Source organism: Clostridioides difficile ATCC 9689 = DSM 1296, from assembly GCF_001077535.1.
In the GTDB taxonomy this organism is placed as follows: Bacteria; Bacillota; Clostridia; order Peptostreptococcales; family Peptostreptococcaceae; genus Clostridioides; species Clostridioides difficile.
Genome location: NZ_CP011968.1, coordinates 3,152,037 through 3,171,287 on the forward strand (window position 1 = coordinate 3,152,037; position 19,251 = coordinate 3,171,287).

General features: G+C 28.4%; 13 protein-coding genes and 2 riboswitches. Of the genes, 4 read left to right on the forward strand and 9 right to left on the reverse strand.

Annotated features, from left to right (window positions below; genetic code table 11):
- Positions 1 to 100: 100 nt before the first annotated feature.
- A complete protein-coding gene (locus CDIF1296T_RS14890) occupies positions 101 to 1,477 on the forward strand; it encodes a hypothetical protein (protein WP_003436150.1) in 1,377 nt (458 codons plus the stop codon).
- A gap of 936 nt (positions 1,478 to 2,413) precedes the next feature.
- Here the strand turns inward: CDIF1296T_RS14890 and bilS are convergent.
- From bilS to bilQ, 3 genes are all read right to left on the reverse strand, one after another.
- On the reverse strand, positions 2,414 to 2,944 hold the full coding sequence (bilS, locus tag CDIF1296T_RS14900) for a flavodoxin family protein BilS (RefSeq protein ID WP_009897993.1): 531 nt from the start codon (positions 2,942 to 2,944) through the stop codon (positions 2,414 to 2,416).
- Positions 2,945 to 3,031: 87 nt separating this feature from the next.
- Positions 3,032 to 4,126 carry a bilirubin reductase gene (bilR, locus tag CDIF1296T_RS14905; protein WP_009897995.1) on the reverse strand — a complete coding sequence of 365 codons (1,095 nt, stop codon included), beginning with the start codon at positions 4,124 to 4,126 and terminating at the stop codon, positions 3,032 to 3,034.
- Position 4,127: 1 nt separating this feature from the next.
- A complete protein-coding gene (bilQ, locus tag CDIF1296T_RS14910) occupies positions 4,128 to 4,574 on the reverse strand; it encodes a bilirubin utilization transcriptional regulator BilQ (RefSeq protein ID WP_003436142.1) in 447 nt (148 codons plus the stop codon).
- Positions 4,575 to 4,879: 305 nt separating this feature from the next.
- Here bilQ and CDIF1296T_RS14915 point away from each other — a divergent pair, with 305 nt between their 5' ends.
- Complete coding sequence (locus CDIF1296T_RS14915) at positions 4,880 to 6,070, forward strand: pyridoxal phosphate-dependent aminotransferase (RefSeq protein WP_003436139.1); 1,191 nt, start codon at positions 4,880 to 4,882, stop codon at positions 6,068 to 6,070.
- A 169-nt stretch (positions 6,071 to 6,239) separates the two neighbouring features.
- Positions 6,240 to 7,202 (forward strand): DMT family transporter, encoded by a 963-nt coding sequence (locus tag CDIF1296T_RS14920; RefSeq protein WP_009897998.1) that lies wholly within the window; start codon positions 6,240 to 6,242, stop codon positions 7,200 to 7,202.
- Between the two features lie 121 nt (positions 7,203 to 7,323).
- Here CDIF1296T_RS14920 and zmp1 read toward each other — a convergent pair whose 3' ends face one another.
- From zmp1 to CDIF1296T_RS14935, 3 genes are all read right to left on the reverse strand, one after another.
- Positions 7,324 to 7,986: a zinc metalloprotease Zmp1 gene (gene zmp1 / locus CDIF1296T_RS14925; protein WP_003436135.1), complete on the reverse strand. Its 663-nt coding sequence runs from the start codon at positions 7,984 to 7,986 to the stop codon at positions 7,324 to 7,326.
- A 99-nt stretch (positions 7,987 to 8,085) separates the two neighbouring features.
- A riboswitch (cyclic di-GMP riboswitch) is annotated at positions 8,086 to 8,171 on the reverse strand.
- Between the two features lie 185 nt (positions 8,172 to 8,356).
- Positions 8,357 to 11,275, reverse strand: a complete 2,919-nt coding sequence (locus CDIF1296T_RS14930; protein ID WP_009898000.1) for an SrtB-anchored collagen-binding adhesin — start codon at positions 11,273 to 11,275, stop codon at positions 8,357 to 8,359.
- Positions 11,276 to 11,392: 117 nt separating this feature from the next.
- A riboswitch (cyclic di-GMP riboswitch) is annotated at positions 11,393 to 11,478 on the reverse strand.
- Between the two features lie 126 nt (positions 11,479 to 11,604).
- Positions 11,605 to 12,783 (reverse strand): cation diffusion facilitator family transporter, encoded by a 1,179-nt coding sequence (locus CDIF1296T_RS14935; RefSeq protein ID WP_003426667.1) that lies wholly within the window; start codon positions 12,781 to 12,783, stop codon positions 11,605 to 11,607.
- Between the two features lie 374 nt (positions 12,784 to 13,157).
- Here CDIF1296T_RS14935 and CDIF1296T_RS14940 point away from each other — a divergent pair, with 374 nt between their 5' ends.
- A complete protein-coding gene (locus CDIF1296T_RS14940; RefSeq protein WP_009898002.1) occupies positions 13,158 to 13,343 on the forward strand; it encodes a YbaK/EbsC family protein in 186 nt (61 codons plus the stop codon).
- 64 nt (positions 13,344 to 13,407) lie between these two features.
- On the opposite strand, the gene CDIF1296T_RS14945 is transcribed toward CDIF1296T_RS14940, so the two are convergent.
- The 3 genes from CDIF1296T_RS14945 to CDIF1296T_RS14955 all read right to left on the reverse strand — a co-directional run bounded on the left by CDIF1296T_RS14945 (position 13,408) and on the right by CDIF1296T_RS14955 (position 19,232).
- A complete protein-coding gene (locus CDIF1296T_RS14945; protein WP_009898004.1) occupies positions 13,408 to 16,182 on the reverse strand; it encodes a calcium-translocating P-type ATPase, PMCA-type in 2,775 nt (924 codons plus the stop codon).
- Between the two features lie 171 nt (positions 16,183 to 16,353).
- Positions 16,354 to 17,610, reverse strand: a complete 1,257-nt coding sequence (locus tag CDIF1296T_RS14950; RefSeq protein ID WP_003436123.1) for a serine hydroxymethyltransferase — start codon at positions 17,608 to 17,610, stop codon at positions 16,354 to 16,356.
- 71 nt (positions 17,611 to 17,681) lie between these two features.
- Entirely contained in the window at positions 17,682 to 19,232 is a 1,551-nt protein-coding gene (locus tag CDIF1296T_RS14955) for an AbgT family transporter (protein WP_003426678.1), read from the reverse strand.
- Positions 19,233 to 19,251 lie beyond the last annotated feature (19 nt).

The following is a 19,251-nucleotide window of genomic DNA, read 5'->3' on the forward strand; positions in this document are numbered from 1 at the left end:
CTTTTGTAAAATAAATTGACGCGTTTTATCTACTATTATAAAATGAGGTTATAAATTGATTGATTAGTTACAATACTCTCGAAATTTTAAAGGAGGTTTTATGAAATATAAAATTGGTTTTTTGACAACATCTTATTTTATGTCAGATAAGTTTAAACAAGCTCTTAAAGAATTAAATGATACTTGTGAAATTACATTTATTGAGCTCAAAGGGGAGAATCCTTTTAATAATTTACCTAATATATACTATGAGCAAGTAGATAATTTTGATGGATTTGTATGCAGTGGTATAGTTCCATATAGTGAACTTATAATAAATATAAAAGACATAAAAGTTCCATTAAATTTTTTAAAGCTTGATGAAAGAGATTTTTATAAATACTTATTCAAATTATTAAATAGCCAAAAAGATATTGACTTTACAAAATCATTTATGGATTTTTTAAGAGAGGACAACAATTATTATGATATATATTCATTAATAGACTCTAATAAATGTCCATATACAATTAAAGATTTTAATATCCCTCAACCTGTATATGACTTTAAAAAATTAAATGATAAATTATTGGAAATACATTTAGACTTATTGCGAGATAATAAGATTAACCTTTCTTTTACTAGAAATTACATCATTAGTTGTGAACTTAATAAGCTTGGATATGATTGTATTTACATGGTTCCATCTACAGAATCAATCCTGAATACATTTAAATCTCTGGTGAATGAAATAACATTACAAAACTTAGACAAAAATAAATCTGCAACTTGTATAGTTACAGTAAATAGTTCAGAGTACATAAATGAAGATTTGATATTTAAAAATGATGAGATACAAAATCAAATATATAACACTATATTAAATTCTCTATCAAGACATGGATTCTATGGAGTTCAGGTCAAAAAAAATGATATGAAAATAGAGATACACACTACTAAAGAAATGTTAAACAATATGACCAATAACTATACAGATTTTTTTATTTCAGAAGATTTAAAAGAAATTAAATATAGCTTAAATATAGGTTGGGGCATTGGAAATACAAATATTCATGCAGAGCAAAATGCTCGTCAAGCTAATGGTAAATCTGCTTCTTTGAATGGAAACTGTACTTTTATAGTAAATGATACTAATGATACAATAGGTCCTTTATATTCAAATAAAAATTCTAATAATATTGAAGATAGCTCAATAGCCAATAAAGTTGCTTCTTTTATACCTCTATCTAATACAAATGTATCTAAAATCATGTGTATGATTAATGATAGAAATTCAAATAATGTGTCAGCAGAAATATTAGCAGACTATATGAACATAACTCTTAGAAGTGCTAATAGAATATTGAGTATTTTATATAAAGCAGGAATTGCAACTATTGTAAATACAAAACTCGATAATCAAAGAGGAAGGCCAAAAAAAATATATAAAGTTGATTTCTTATCTTTTCTAAATAAGATGCAGAAATTAAATTCTTAATATTTAATTTTTTAATAAAAGCAATGTATTTTCTCTAATTTTAAAGAATCAAAATGTTTAAATTTTATTAGAATATACAACTTTTTACTTTAAAATACCTAAACCTTTTATCAGTGAAATAAACCATAATATATCGTAACTTATTAGAAAAACAAAATAATTTCATATACAAATAATAAAATAGCCACTACAATCCATAATTTGCAGTGGCTACTTTTTACACTATCACTTATTACTTAATTTTTAAAAATTAATTGTATTTTTTAAATAATTTATACATACCTATTATCAGTAAAGCAATAAATACAAGTATATCTATAAAAATAATTATTGTAACATGTCTGGCAATATTGTAAATAAAAAGTATAGAGAAGATTTCTATAGACAACGCTACAAAACACATAAAATTCGTTAAATAATCTGCAATAGTATCACTATAAAAAGCATGTATTTGTAACCATCTCCATATAAATGGACGTAAAAGTATTCTGAATACAACACAAATGACAGGGTAGGCATAAATAAATTTTTTATCTACATAATTAGCTACACCATTATTCCATTGGATAGGAATTTGAGGTGGCAACTTTGGAAATACTGTTATTGCAATTTAAACACTACCTCTCTATTCTATTAATTTATAACTATAATATAGTCTTAAATATTTTCACTCTATAAAATTGTATATTTAGTATATCTTAAAATCAAACTAATTATCTTTTATAAGTTTTCATACAATAATATCTCCTTTCAATAATATATCTTTTTTTATATTTAAAACTATCTTATTTTCTATAAAATAATGTATAAACAAGGTTTACAGTCAAGTATTTTTATTATTTTTTTGATTTCATAAAAAAAGCATAGCAAATTATTTGCTATACTTTTTTACTAAATTATTTATTCTATATCTTATATGAACTTATTGTTTAACTACTACACAATACTAGCTTTAATCATCATATTTTTTGCAAACATACTGGCTTCATATATTTCTTGTTCATCTGGATGACTTTGAGATTCCTCATGGTTATTTAATTGTTGGCGAATATGTTCGTTGTCAGGAGAAAGTTTTAGCATCTCTTTATATTTTGCTTTCAATCCTTCTGCTATCTTACCTTGACATATGAATGAACCTAATATTTCATTATCTTTTGGGATAATTGATTCTATCTTTTCTATTATACTAGCTCCATAACTTCCTTTTTTACTTGCTCCCATTGTTCCAAATAGTGCTATCTTTTTATTGTGAATATTTTCAAGCACTTGTTTTGAATTTTTATCACAAATTCCCTTGTCCACCCAATAGCCTAAGAATACTATATCATAATTTTCATAGTCAATACTATAATCAACTAATTCATTTACATCTTTAATGTCTTTTTCTTCTTGAATTTCATCATATATAGTATAAGCAATCTTTTTAGTATTTCCAGTTAAACTTGAATATAAAACTAAACTTTTCATGATGTCTCCTCCTCTTTATCTAAATACTTATCTAAATCACCAAAAATATATTAACCTTAACAAATTATTTATTTTTATAAGGATATTCTAATCTAGTATACATCCAAACTGAGAGCGTGTTTGTAAAGCATCTGCACACTTCTTATTACAATAACAGCACTTTTTAATCTCATCTACTCTTCCATCTTTTACTTTCTGTAACCAATTACTATCTGCTAGTAATTGTCTTGACATAGAAACCATATCTACTCTATTATTTGAAATAATACTTTCTATAAAATCTGGGCTAGACAATTTTCCAACCCCACATACTGGAAGATTTGTGTGTTTCTTTACCTCATCAGCTAAATATAAAAAACAGCCTTCATCTTTAAAGTAAGGATGATTATTGGTTGGTATAGTATCTTCTAATTTTGAATGATTTGCAAGTGTTACATGAAAACTGTTTACACCTAGGGATTCAAATTTTTTAACAAAATACTCAACTTCCGAAAGTAAAACTCCTGCATTTCCATAATGAGGATTTTCTTGTCTTATTGCAAATTTATAGTCTATTGGAATGTCCTTAACTTCATCTCGGATACTACTAATTATTTCGCTTGCAAATCTACTTCTATTATCACACGTTCCACCATATTCATCATTTCTATTATTAAATATACTTGATGAAAAACTTCCTACAAGCCTATCACCATGAATTTGAATCATGTCAAAACCTGCTTTTTTTGCATTCAATGCTGTTACTTTAAATAAATTTATAATATTTTTAATTTCTTCTTTGGTCATATTTGTTATGTAATCTTTTACTCCGTCATTCATTATTTTTTTTATCTCATCATGTGAAGTAATTCCCATCTTCATAGTATCTTTAATTAAATTAACATCATAATCTGAACAAAATAGTTGTGCTGATACCTTTGCACCAGAATTGTGTATTTCATCTACAATTTTCTTGTATTTCATGACTCCATCTTCATCCGATAGGCTTATAGCTACCTTATGAAAACTAGGTCTAATAGATACATCTCCTAGAGTAATCAGAGCTACTCCTGACTTAGCAATATCAGAAAACTTTTTAATTTTTTCTTCCAATTTAAGACCCATGCTTGTAGGTGCAAAAGATACTCTATTTTTTAATTCCAAATTTCCAATTTTAATTGGTTTTAATAAATTACAATACATCCTATTCTTCCTCCACAGCTGTTTTTATATCCTTTACCACATGTAAATTCTTTACCAGTTCTTTATATTCTGTATCCGAGAACTCTTTTTTTATGTGATTATCCCACTTTGAAAATATGTTTTTTATATCCCCTAATACTTCCTCACCCTTATCTGTTACTCTCAACTGAAAAGCTCTACTATCATTAGGGTTTTGGATTTTTTCTATGTATCCATCTTGTTCTAACCTAGATATAGTTCTTGTTGTATGAGCTTTATCAACTTCAAATTCTGTAGAAACATCATTTAAAGAACAATTCCTATTTTTATTAATATAAATTAAATAGAAATATAGACCATTCGTAAGTTTATATGGTTTTAAACATTTTTCACAATAAAGTTTAAAGTTTTTTTGCAAGTTACAAATAATATATGACAAACTTTCATACTGTAAATTTTTAAAATCCATCTTAAATTTCCCTTCTATAATTATAATATGTTTGACTATATCAACTATATTATATTAAACAATTAATATAGTCAAGAATATTTTATTCTCTAAATCTATGTTTTATTAATTCTTTAAAAAACTATTATATAAAATAATCATGATAAAATTAGAAATTGGAATTTTTAATATGCACTGTACATAAATATATTTTATATAAAAGTTTATATTTTCAAACAAGTAATTTTTCGAAAATTGTCTAAATTCAGTAAAAATATGGTAATATATACATAAGCAATATAAATCTATAAAAAGGAGTGTTACATATGATATCTAATAAAATGCAAACTTTAGTTGCAAATAGTTCTGTTATAAGAGCTATGTTTGAAGAAGGAAAGAAACTTTCTGATATTTATGGTGAGGAAAATGTTTTTGATTTTAGTATAGGAAATCCAAGTGTTGAACCTCCAGAGACTATTAAAGCAGTTATAAATGATATTTTAAATGAAGAATCTCCAAATTTAGTTCATGGATATATGAACAACTCAGGATATGAGGATGTAAGAGATGCTATTGCTGAACACATAAATAAAAAAGATGGATTAAATCTTACAAGAGAAAATTTAATTATGACTTGTGGTGCTGCTGGTGGTCTAAATATTATTTTAAAAACTCTTTTAAATCCTGGTGATGAAGTTATTGCTTTTGCACCGTATTTTGGTGAGTATAAAAATTATACAGAAAACTATGATGGAAAATTAATAGAAGTTCCTACAAATATAGAGACTTTTGAGCCAGATTTAGATGCTCTAAAAAATGCTATTACTCCAAAAACAAGAGCTTTAATAATAAACACTCCAAATAATCCTACTGGTGTCATATATTCTGAAGAATTATTAAAAAATCTTGGAGAATTATTGGATTCAAAACAAAAAGAATTTAATACAAGCATATACCTAATTTCTGATGAGCCATATAGAGAAATAATTTATGATGGTGCCAAAGTTCCTTGTGTACTAAAATACTATAGAAATTCATTTATAGGATACTCTTATAGTAAATCATTATCTCTACCTGGTGAACGTATAGGATATATTGTTGCTAATGGGCAAATGGATGATTTTGATGATGTTATGTCTTCATTAAATGTTGCAAATAGAATACTTGGATTTGTAAATGCTCCTTCTCTTTTTCAAAGGGTTATTGCAAGAAGTTTAGATGCAGAAGTTGATGTAAATATTTATAAAAAGAATTTTGACCTTCTATATAATAGTTTAATCGATATGGGATATTCTTGTGTTAAACCTAATGGTACATTCTATTTGTTCCCAAAAGCTCCAATTGAAGATGATAAAAAATTCTGCAATGATGCAAAACAATTTAATTTATTATTAGTACCAGGTTCTTCTTTTGGTTGTCCAGGTCATTTTAGAGTATCATATTGTGTATCTTATGATAAAGTTAAAAGTTCTTTACCAGCATTTGAAAAATTAGCCAAATTATATAATTTAAAATAACTAAATCAAAGTAATTCAAATAATTAACTACCTTAGTATAGAATACTTACATTCTATATTAAGGTAGTTTATAATTTTATGTACTATATTTTATACATACCATATTATTCCAATATGCTTGAATATTCTTATCTATAGTACTAATATAAATTACAAGGAGGTGTTTGACTTGAAAAAAGGTTATGTTTATATAATACTGACTACCTTATTTTTTAGTTCAATGGAAATTAGTCTAAAAACTGTCACTAATGACTTTAATCCCTTACAAATAACTTTATCAAGATTTTTTGTTGGCGGTTTAGTCTTACTACCTTTTGCTGTAAAAAGATTAAGAGCCCTTAGTCTTTCTATTACAAAATCAGACTTAAAATACTTTGCATTTTTAGGTTTTATGTGTGTAGTAGTAAGTATGTCATTGTATCAACTTGCTGTTCTAAACACAAAGGCATCTGTAGTTGCTGTTTTGTTCAGTTGTAATCCAGTCTTTGTAATGCTTTTAGCTTACTTAATTTTGAAGGAAAAAATATATAGGCACAATGTAATTTCACTTATATTAGAAGTTCTTGGAATTATAGTTATAATAAATCCATTGCATACAAAACTAACTCTTAGTGGAATATTCTTAACATTATCTTCTGCTATTATTTTTTCAATGTATACTGTATTTGGTAAAAGAAAAACCTTAAAATTTGGTGGAATAGTTGTAACCTGCTTTAGCTTTATATTTGGTAGTTTGGAAATGTTGATATTGGTTTTACTCACTAAAATTAATTTTATCGCAGATATATTAAATAAAAATAAGCTTCATGTATTTGCAAATATCCCTATTTTTAGTGGATATACCTTACACAATATGCCCATTATGATTTATGTATTCGTATTTGTTACAGGTGTTGGTTATGCGCTTTACTTTATGGCAATGGAAGCTACATCTACTAGTCTTACATCTTTAGTATTCTTCTTTAAACCAGTAATATCTCCAATACTAGCATTATTAATACTTAAAGAAATTATCCCTATAAACATGGTTGTAGGAATTTTATTGATAGTAATTGGTTCAATAATTTCTATTATACCTACGATAATTACTCAAATGCATAATAAACACGTTGAAGCCTTGTATAAGGAGTAGTAATTGATAATCTATCATAGTTATACATAAGACAAAATTTATTAGATTTAAACGCAATATAAAAGAGATGCCATTATAATAGCATCTCTTTATTTATATTTATTTTAAATTTATTAAAACTCTATTTAGCTAAATTTTGCAAAAAGCTATAAGTTTGTGGACAAGCTGATTTTAACTTACTATTTGTATCTTGATTTAAATAGTAATATGCAAATGATTCTGCAAAAAATTCTTCTGGATATACACCTAAGTAGTTTACATTACCTAAAGAACGACCTTCTTTAGCAAATATTTGTTTGAATTGTGCTGATTTAGATATATCATTTAATACTATATGGTCTATTGCATGTGCTGTTTCATGTAATTCTAAATTTATTGAATCATGCCCTTTACCTTTGTTACTAAATCCTATTCTAAGAGCTACTGTACTTCCACCTAAACCTGGAACATCATCCCAAGTTTTTCCAGTACCTTCCCATCCCTTAGGAACTACACCTTTTAAATAAGCATATTCTTTTTCATCTGTTAACTTTCCACTTAATAATTTTATTTTTAAGTTATTTTGCTTTAATGCATTTAAATACTTTCCATCTATATTAGCTAATCTATTTACCATAGCATTAGCTTCGTTTTTATCGTAATTTCCAGTTGGAAAAACTACTATTTGACTAAGTGTGTCTTTATTTTGTTGTATAGTAGTACTATCTGCATGTGCACTTACTGGAACTGAACTTATTAAGAATATTGATATTATAGCTATTAATAATTTTTTACTTGGTCTCATATTATTCCCTCCTTTGAGTTAGGCCGGGAGTAATAAATTTCAAAATAAAAAAGATACCCAAGAGTATCTTTGTATATACAAAAAGAAATTTTTACTCTTTTCGGCAACTGGCTGGCATGGTTTACTAAACTTTAGCCCCTATAGCTTTGCGTGACTAGGTTTCCCTAGTTTTGCCTCATTTAATTTTATATCTATATTATAGCTTATATCTTTTTAATTGTCTATATCCCTTTGGAACTTTTTTCTAAAAAGTTATTATTTTTTTACATAAATCTTCAAAAAAAAATATCTTCTAACAATATTTTCATTATTAAATATTGTTTTAGAAGATATTTTTTAATATAACTTATATTTTTTATAATGTTAGGGTCTAATTTGTATTTTTATTTCTTCTTAATACGATAAGTCCTACAATAGCTCCTATAACCAAAAGTATTTCTCCAATAATTGTAGTACTATCCCCTGTTTTTGGTGGTACTGGTGGATTTACCAAAGTATCATCTTTAACTTTATTATTTTTTTCTTCTGACACTGATGGCTTTACTACTTCTGGTATTGGAATAATCTGTTTAACAGGAGTTTCTATCATCTCTTCTGATGGTGGTACTGGCGGATTCAATACCTCTGGTATTGGCGGATTTATTATATCTTCTGATGGTGGTACTGGTGGATTTATAACTATAGTATCCTCTGTATCAGATGAACTTGATGGTTTCCTTGGTTTATCTGTGCTTGGTGGTACTGGTGGATTTACCATTGGTTCATCTGTATCTGGAGGTATTGGTGGATTTACTGGTGGATTTTCTTGTTTTAGATTTTCTATATTTCCAATATCTACTATCTTACCAATATCTTCATTACCAATTTCAACCTTAACTTTATCCTTCAGTTTTTCATATCCACGTGGAGCCATTATCTCCACTAAATAATATGTTCCTGGGTTTTTTACACTAGATTGAATTATACCATCTTCATCACTAACTAAATCCTTAACTACTATATTTCCAAATGCATCTTCTAAATTGAACTTAGCACCTGAAAGTACATTTTTATCTAAAGCATCCACTTTTTTAGCTTCAAAAGCATAACCTTGCTTAGTAGTCTCTACTCCTGGAGGACTTGAACCATTAATCTGAGCCACATTTCGTATAGTCTCCCCAACTTTTACATTTGTGAAGTTTGCATCAAATGTAACCCAACTTTGCACAGGTTCCCCTTCTTTTATCTGTTTAAATTCGTATTTATTTACTAATCTTATTGTATTTTTTCCATCTCCAGCTTCTTTTTTAAGTTCAAGATTATCAGAATATTTTATATTAGATATTTCTAGAACTGAGTTTACTTCATCTAAAAGATTTACTTGTCCTGCATCATAAACTCCATAAGTTGACATATTGATTTTGTATTTAACAATCTGGTTATCACTACTGTTTAAAACTTTTTTATCAACTTCTTTTTTTGCGCTTATTAATCCAGAATTTTTCTTAAAGTTTATCTCATCATTTTTATCAATTTCACTATTATTTGCATCAAGAACAGCTCTATTTATATAGCTATCTTCAATACTAATTACCTTTAATGTATAAGCTATAAAAAACTTTGATTCCACTTCTTCTTTACTGAGATTAATTGTAAATCCAGTTATAACTTTATCTACTTGCCCACTTTCATTTCTTTTTTCTTCTACTTTATATGAAATATTATTGGCAATTTTTTCTTTACTCCAAGGAGTCCAGCTCCCATTCATTGGAATTTCTACAACTCTAAAATCATGCCCAGCTTCTCCTGAAGTAGTTAATCTCATGCCTTCTGGTATATTATCTGTTATAACAACATTACTTATTGGTGATTTATCATCATTTATTGAAATCTGATAGTTTATTACTTGACCAACTTGAGTAATATTTGTTGCTCCTGAATGTCCTTTAGTAAGAAGATAATCATCTCCTCTATCAAATATACTTACAGTAGCATCATCTTCTTGTATCTTCTTACCATCAGATTCAATCCTAGCTACATTCTTATATTTATTACCATGTTTTGCATTTTTGTCACTGATTCTAGCCTTATACTTAACAGTATACGATTTATCTATATTTCCAAAATTAACTGAAATAGAATTTTTACTCTGTTCAATATTAAAATCACTAACTTCTTTTCCATCACTTGTTACTACACTTACAGAACCATTTATCAATGTCAATCCTTCAGGAAGCTCATCATACAAAATAATATCTTTTAACTCTTCCTGCTTTTCATTTACTTGTATACTGTAATTTATATCTTTATTTTTAACTGGCATAAATACAGTAGTTGATTTTTTTCCTTCAACAAGCTTTTTAAGTGTTCCTTTAGCATCTGGAACATCCGTTTTATCTCCAGGTTTTATTTCTACATCTATATCTCCACTTCCACTTTCTATTTTTCCAGTAGTTTCAATATGTATTTTTGCATTAGTATCTTCATCAACCTTTTTAACATATGCTTCCAAACCTATTTTACCTTGCATTACACTTTGGCCATTAGGTAATTCTCTAAATGTAAGTGTATACTCTCCATTACTTTCTGTTTTATCAAAGCATTCACTTGTATAATCTAAATTAACTTTATTGAATACATCTGGCACCTTAAAAGTTATTGAATCTCCTGCTTGTATTCCTTTTGATGTTGGAGTATAAGTTAAATTAAATGATATTTTTTTCATTGATTCTGTTTCTATTGTATTGTTATTAATTTTTACAACAAATCCATAGTCTTCATTTTCTTCATTAAGTTCTTCTTCTAAAACTTTCAATAAATTTTCATCTTCTAATAGATTATCTTCCTCTGGAGTTTTTTCTGTATTTTTATTATCTAGTGGTTTTTCATCTTCTAAAGCTTGTTCTGACTTTTTATTATCTGTTGACTTATCTTCTTCTGGTATCTGCTCTGGCTTTTTATTATCTATTGGCTTTTCTCCTTCTGGAGTTTGCTCTGGCTTTTTATTATCTGTTGACTTATCTTCTTCTGGGGTCTGTTCTGGTTTTTTATTATCTGTTGGTTTTTCTTCCTCTGGGGTCTGTTCTGGTTTTTTATTATCTGTTGCCTTATCTTTCTCTGGAGTCTGTTCTGGCTTTTTATTGTCGCTTTCCTTCTCCTCTCCAGTTGATGAATTAGTTGAACCACTTTGAATCTGACTATTCTCTCCTAATTCCGAAGCATAAGATACAGTTGGATATATTGTAGACACCACCATACTTAAAATCATAATTAAACTAATTAATAATGCCTTTCTATTTCCTTTCTTCATGTAAATCTCACCCCTTTAGGTTACCTATAATTTATAATCTAATCTTCCATTAATATCGTATATAAAGTAATTTTTACTAAAAAATTATACAAAAAAAGCTATGAAAATAAATAAATTTATATTCATAGCCGGTTGCACCACTGACTCAGTATATCCATAAGGTGCCCAATAATAGAATATACTTCAACATCTCTATAATATTTCATAAAAACAATTAAAATTGCTTTATTTATATTAAAAATACAATTATATACTTCTATTATATTATGCCTCTATACTATTGTCTATCCTTTTTACATTTTTTACCTTATGATGAGATTAATTAATAATTAAATAAAATCCTTGTCTACAACAATTACACAATTATATTCAGGATTTATCTCCTTAACTAATTTTGTTATATCTTCTTTTAAGTCATCTTCTGACATGTTTTTGGAAAATTCGGAAGGATTAACTACTATATCAAATATTAAATTCTTCTTGCTTCCTTTTCCAACTATTCTAAAATCATGCATAGATTTTACAAGACTATTTTTCTTAAGTATTTCTTCAAGTTCTTTTTTGGCTGACATAACTTCTTTATCTTCAAGACATATTGGGTCCATGTGAATTACTAGATATATATCTAATTTTTCAGATATTTCTCTCTCTGCAGTATCTATAATTTCATGTATTTCCATTATATCTATGTTGGATGGAATTTCTGCATGTATAGATGCAATACATCTACCAACTCCATAGTTATGAATAATTAAATCATGTGTACCTATTATATATTTATAAGATAACAATAGCTCTATAATAGAATTTACCATTTCTTCATCCGGTGCTTCCCCTAAAAGAGGATTTATAGTATCTTTTACAAGAGAGAAACCAGCATAAAGTATCACTAATGATACTACGATACCAACATATCCATCTATGGGAAAATTAGTAAATCTAGCTACAATAAATGATATAACTACACAACTTGAAGTAAATACATCTCCTAAAGCATCAAGTGAAACTGCTTTTAAGGCTGAAGAATCAATTTTATTTCCCATAAATTTATTAAAACGACTCAACCAGATTTTAATCATTATAGATGCAATTAAAAGTATAAGTGGTATTACTTCAAATTTTACAGGAATTGGATTTACTATCCTTTCTATAGATGACTTTACAAATTGAAGTCCAACCAACATCACCATAAATGCTACTATTAATGCTGATAAATACTCTATTCTTCCATGACCAAAAGGGTGTTCTTTATCAGCTGGCTTACTTGCTAATTTAAAACCTATCATAGTTATTGCTGAAGATGCCATATCAGAAAGATTATTAAATGCATCAGCCATTATAGCTATACTAGATGTGAGCATTCCTATGAATACCTTTATCACAAATAAAAGTAAATTGGATAATATACCTACTACACCAGCTACATAACCATACTTATTTCTAACATCTGTATTTTGAACGTTTTCGCTATCTCTAATAAATGTTTTGACTAGGATTTTGGAAAACATGAAACTTACCTCCCTGCCCTTTATTTTATTAACAAATTTTATAATCTATCTCTTTATTTATGATAACATAATTTATATATAAAATTCTTAAAAATCACTCTACTTCAGTAAAATATTATTCTATATATCTATTTAGATACGAATTTTATATTTAGTAAAGTTTTTATGGCTTAGTGTCTGTTTAATAGATTCTATATAAGTTTTTACAAAGATTATTTATTATGATAATATCATTTTTCCCAAGTATTACTTAGAATATGATTTTTTTGTTTTGTCTGTACATATTTTAAATTTATACTATATTTATCTATATTTTATAACCTTATGATACACTATAACTATAAGATTTTAAATGGAAAGGAATGAAATAAATCATGTTTTTTATCAGTGATATTTACACAAAATCACCTATTAAATTTGATACTCCTTTGCAAAAAAAGGCATACAAAATATTACAAAAATTAGATATTGACTTTGAATGTGTTGACACAGATGAAGCAATTACAATGGAAGATTGTGTTCAGATTAATAAAAAATTAAATATGAAAATGGTAATATAAAACAACATTAAACAAACAAAAACCGCAAAGTTACAATATATAGTACTTTACGGTTTCATAAGAATTAATTTTTACTATTAAAGTTCATAGTTCTACTATTTTTCATTGTTCTAAGAATTAGCTTTACAAATTCATTTGACAATAGGATAGTGGATGCAAATAGTATTATCTTTATCCACATATCAAAGTCCAAAGAAACAGAATTAAAGAAACTCTGGAACACTTGTGTAAATATTATTTGAATTATCCCTGTAACTACTATTATTTGCAATGCTAGTTTATTTTTAAAGAAATTTGGTATTGTACTATTTAAACCAAACTCTCTACAATTTAATGCATTAAAAAGGGCACTGAATGCAAATAAAGAAAATATAACAGTACCTTGTTCTTCTGATGTAGCTCCCAATATATTAAAAGCTGATTGAGTAAATACAATTGTAATTATAAGAATAGCATTTATAATAATATTTACAAACATAGACCTAGCTATTATTCCAGAATGTCTATTTATTGGCTTTCTTTTCAATACATAATCTCTAACAGGTTCTAATCCTAATGCTAGGGCTGGAGGACCATCCATTATTATATTTACCCATAATAATTGTATTGTAGTAAATGGCATATCCTTACCAGTAAGTTGAGATATTATAGCAATTATAAATGCTACTATATTTACAGTAAGCTGAAACTGTATAAATCTTTGAAAGTTCTCATATATACCTCTTCCCCATTTTATTCCCTCTACTATAGTACTAAAGCTATCATCAGTCAATATTATATCTGCTGCATTTTTAGATACTTCTGTTCCTGAAATACCCATTGCAATTCCAACATCTGCTTGACTAAGTGCTGGGGCATCATTTATACCATCACCTGTTACAGCTACAACTTCGCCACTTTTTTGAAGTGCTGAAACTATTCTCATTTTTGTATCTGGTTTACTTCTTGCAACAATAGATATTCCTTTGATTTCTTCTCTCAATTCTTTATCTGTCAATACATCTATATATGTTGCTTCAACTGCCTTTTTCCCATCATTTAATAGTCCTAATTCATTTCCAATAGCTGTTGCTGTATTTATATTATCTCCTGTAAGCATTTTTACATCTACTCCTGCATTAAATGCTTTATCAATGGAATCTTTGACCCCTTCTCTCAATGGGTCCACTATTCCTACAAATCCACTAAAAACTAAATTATCTTCCTTCATATAACTTCTTGAATTTCCTATTAAATTCAATTCACCTTCTGAAGTCATTGCAACTTCTGTTTTAGAATTACTCATTTTTTTATAAGCAAATCCTAATGTTCTCATAGATTTAATTTGTAACTTCTTAATCTCATCTAAAATACTTTTTTCTACTTTTGGAGTTATTGGAACAATATTTTTTCCTTGTTGTACATAAGAACATTTTTTTAATAATACTTCTGGAGCACCTTTTGAAAGTAATATATCTGAATCCTCTTGACGAATTAATGTTGACATCTTCTTTTCTTCTGAACTAAATGGTATTTGTGATATCAAATACGTTTGTTTTCTCATTTCATTATAGTTCTTATCATTATGATATAAAAGTAATGCACACTCTGTTGCGCTTCCTATATATTTAAATGAATTATCTTCTTTTTCTATATCTGCAGTTGAATTTACTATACAGTTTTGTTCAAAATAGCTATTACTTTGATACTCTCCTCCACTTATATATTTACCATCAACATATGCTACCTCTACCATCATTTTGTTTTGTGTTAAAGTCCCTGTTTTGTCGGAACATATTACAGAAACAGAACCTATAGTTTCACAGGCTTCTTTCTTTGTTACTAATGCATTTATCTTTGCCATCTTTTGCATTGTTATAGCTAAGGTAATATTTATCATAGTTGGCAAACCTTCTGGAACAGTTGCAACTATTAATGCAATACAAACCATATATGCATTTTTAGCAGGTTCTAATGATTGTAAGAAAGATAATACACTGCTTGTATCTAAAATTAACATACCTTTTCTCTGCATCTGTATAATCATAAACATACACAATAAAGTAGCTATTATGCCTGATATTCCTGCTATTTTAGCACCCAACTTCCCTAATTTAATTTGAAGTGGAGTTTGCTGGTCTTCATTTGATAAATTCTGTGCTATCTTACCCATCTCTGTCTTATCACCAGTATGAGTGACAACCATTATGCCCCTACCATATGCTACAAGAGTCCCTCCAAATACCATATTGACTTGCTTTGCAGGTATTGCATCCTGTTCGATTATTTCTGTTTTAGAATAAACTACTTCCATATCTAATACAGCATCAGCATTCTTAGCTACATCATCAGATTCTCCTGTTAGCATATCTTCTCTAAGTTTCAAATTTATAGACTGTATAAGTCTTCCATCTGCTGGTATCATATCCCCAGTTTCTATATATACAATATCTCCTGGTACTAAATCATTTTTTGATATTTTAATTATCTTCCCATTTCTAAGCACCTTTACTTCTATATTTTCTGTTAATTTTGACAGGGCATGAGCTGCTTTTTTAGATTTTCCTTCAGTTATTATGCCTATAGAAATTCCAATAAAAATAGCCCCTAAAATACCTAATGCGTCATGTAATTCTCCCACAAAAGAACTTATTACTGCTGCTCCTATGAGAATTAATATCATAGGTTCTGTCAAACTTTCTCCCAACTCGTCCCAAAATGTTCTACCTTCTTTTATAGTAAATTCATTTAATCCATATCTAAGCTTCCTTTCTTCTACCTCATTATCATCAAGTCCAATTTCTGGATTTGTTTTTAAGTATTTTAATACTTCTTTGGTAGGTTTATTATAATACCTCATAACTTTATCCCCCTTGTTAATTATCTATAAGGAATTATATGCTTATGATAGCTTGTATATTACTTTTCAAAAAAAATAAGGTGTTGATTAATCAACACCTTATAGTGGTTATATATTATTAAATTTTATGTTACAGGCTTTATAAATTGTGAGCTATACAAATCAAAATATTTAATCTTCAAAATACCCTTCTGGATATAATGGAAACTTAGATATAAGTTCTTGTGCCTCTGCTTTACATTCATCTAATACTTCTTTATTATCAATATTTTCTGCTACCTTATTCATTATCCCTGCTATCTGTATAACTTCTTTTTCTTTCAGACCTCTTTGAGATATTGATGTAAGACCTATACGAACACCACTAGTTACAAATGGTGATTGTGGGTCGTCAGGTATAACATTTTTATTAACTGTTATTCCTACATATTCAAGAGCTTTTTCAAATTGTTTTCCTGTAAGATTCTTACTTCTTAAGTCAACCATTACTATATGATTATCAGTACCTCCACTTACAATACTAAAACCATGTGAAATCAGTTCAGAAGCTAGAGTCTGAGCATTTACTACAACTTGCTCCATTATCTTTTTAAATTTATCTGTACTTAAATATAATAGTGAAAAGGCTTTTGCTGCAACTGTATTAAGATGTATAGAACCTAATGTTCCTGGAAAAACACCTTTATCGAGTTTCTTTGCATGTTCTGCTTTACAAAGTACAATACCACTTCTTGGTCCACAGAAAGTCTTTGTCGTAGATGAAGAAACAAAATCTGCATAAGGTACAGGACTAGGTATTACTTTCGCTGCGACTAATCCTGCAACATGTGCCATATCTACCATAAAGTAAGCTCCTACTTCTTTTGCAACCTTTGATATTCTTTCATAATCTATTAATCTTGGATATGAACTTGCCCCTGCAATTATAAGTTTTGGTCTACATTCTTTTGCCTTTGCTTCAAGAGCATCATAATCTATACGTCCAGTATTTGGGTCTACCCCATAAAATTCATATTTATAAATGTCATGTAAAAAATTAACTGCGCTACCATGTGTCAAGTGTCCACCTTGGTCAAGACGCATACTTAAAACAGTGTCATTTGGTTTTAATATTGATGAATATACACAATAGTTAGCTGTAGAACCTGAATACGGTTGTACGTTTACATGTTCTGCTCCAAATACTTCTTTTGCACGTTTTATTGCTAGGGTTTCAAGTTTATCTGCTTCTTCAGAACCTGCTTGAAAACGAGCCCCTGGATAGCCTTCTTCTGTTTTATTTGTAAATACACATCCACTTAATTCAAGTACTTCTGTTGGTGCTGTACTTTCAGAAGCTATCATCTCAATATTGTGTTCTTGTCTAACCAACTCATCAGCTACAATCTTGTATAACTCTGGGTCTGAAATTTTTGTTGTTTTTAACATAATAATCCTCCTCTTAATTAAAGAATATATTTTATTAGTTTAATCTTCATTGATAAATTTATTATAACGGTCTATAAAACGTAAGATATTCCTCCACCAGGTCCTAATGGTATGCCAATACCCATGAATAGTAACAATATTATTATTTCTATTAATGTAAATACCACTGAGTATGGAATCATATTCGATATGACAGTACCTATACCTATATCTTTATCATATCTTCTGGCAAAGGCCAATATAACTGGAAAATACGGAAAAAGTGGACTTATTGGATTTGTTGAAGCATCTCCAATACGATAAGCTATTTGAGTTAATGCTGGATTAAAGTCTAGTAGCATAAACATGGGAACAAATATAGGTGCTAAAATCGCCCATTTTGCAGAAGCACTTCCTACAAATAAATTGATAAATCCAGATAGCAATATAAATCCTATTATCAATCCATAGCTAGGTATCCCCGACTCTGCTAGTAATTTTGCTCCTGTTATTGATAAAATTGTTCCTAAGTTACTAAGATTAAATAAATTAATAAACTGGGATGCTATAAATGCTAGGACTATATATCCACCCATATCACTCATACTACTACCCATCATAGATACTAAATCTTTGTCACTTTTTATCTTCTTACTTACTTTTCCATACACTAATCCTGGAGTTAAAAATATAATAGTGATTATAGGAACTATACCTTTCATTAAAGGTGCATTACTAGATAGTATAGAACCAGTCTCTGGATCTTTCATAAATGCATTGTCACCTATACATAAGGCAACTATCACTACTACTACAACTAACAATGATAATAAAGCGTATTTTATACCCTTATTTTCAAGTTCACTCAATTCCTGTATATCCTTATCATTTGTTGAATCATTATATTTTGTAAAACGAGGAGCTATAAATTTTTCAGTTACAAATGCTCCTGCAAAAGTTAAAACTATCGCTGATATAAAAGCAAAATAAAGATTCATTGCTGGATTGCCTTGGTAAGATGGGTCCATCATTTGAGCTGCTGGTATTGTAAATCCAGCTAACAATACATCTGTAGTACTAAGCATAACATTTGCTGCAAATCCCCCTGCAACACCTGCAAAAGCTGCAAACATACCTACAAGAGGATGTCTTCCAATTCCTAAAAACACAAGTGCTGCAAGTGGTGGTAATATTATAAATCCTACATCTGCTGCTGTATGTGACAACATACCTGCAAATACGATTGCTACAGTTACAAGTTTTTGTGGAACTTTACTTATACCCTTTTTCATTAACACTTCCATAAATCCAGATTTCTCAGCAACACCTGCTCCAAGCATTGTAACCAGTACTAATCCTAAAGGAGCAAATGACTGAAAGTTTGTAACTATGCTACCTAAATATGATTGAATCTGCTCTTTCTCTAGTAGATTTACTACCTTTACAACTTCTTTTGTAGAAGGATGTATTTCTTCTACTCCTAAATTAGATATAACTGCTGACAATATTACAACAATTATACATAGTAATAAAAATATGGTTACTGGGTCTGGAAGTTTATTTCCTGCTCTCTCTACAACATTTAGTGCCCTCATCAATAATCCACTATCTTTGTTTTTTTCCTGTGAATTAATTTTCCTCAAACTAATACCCCCTCATAAA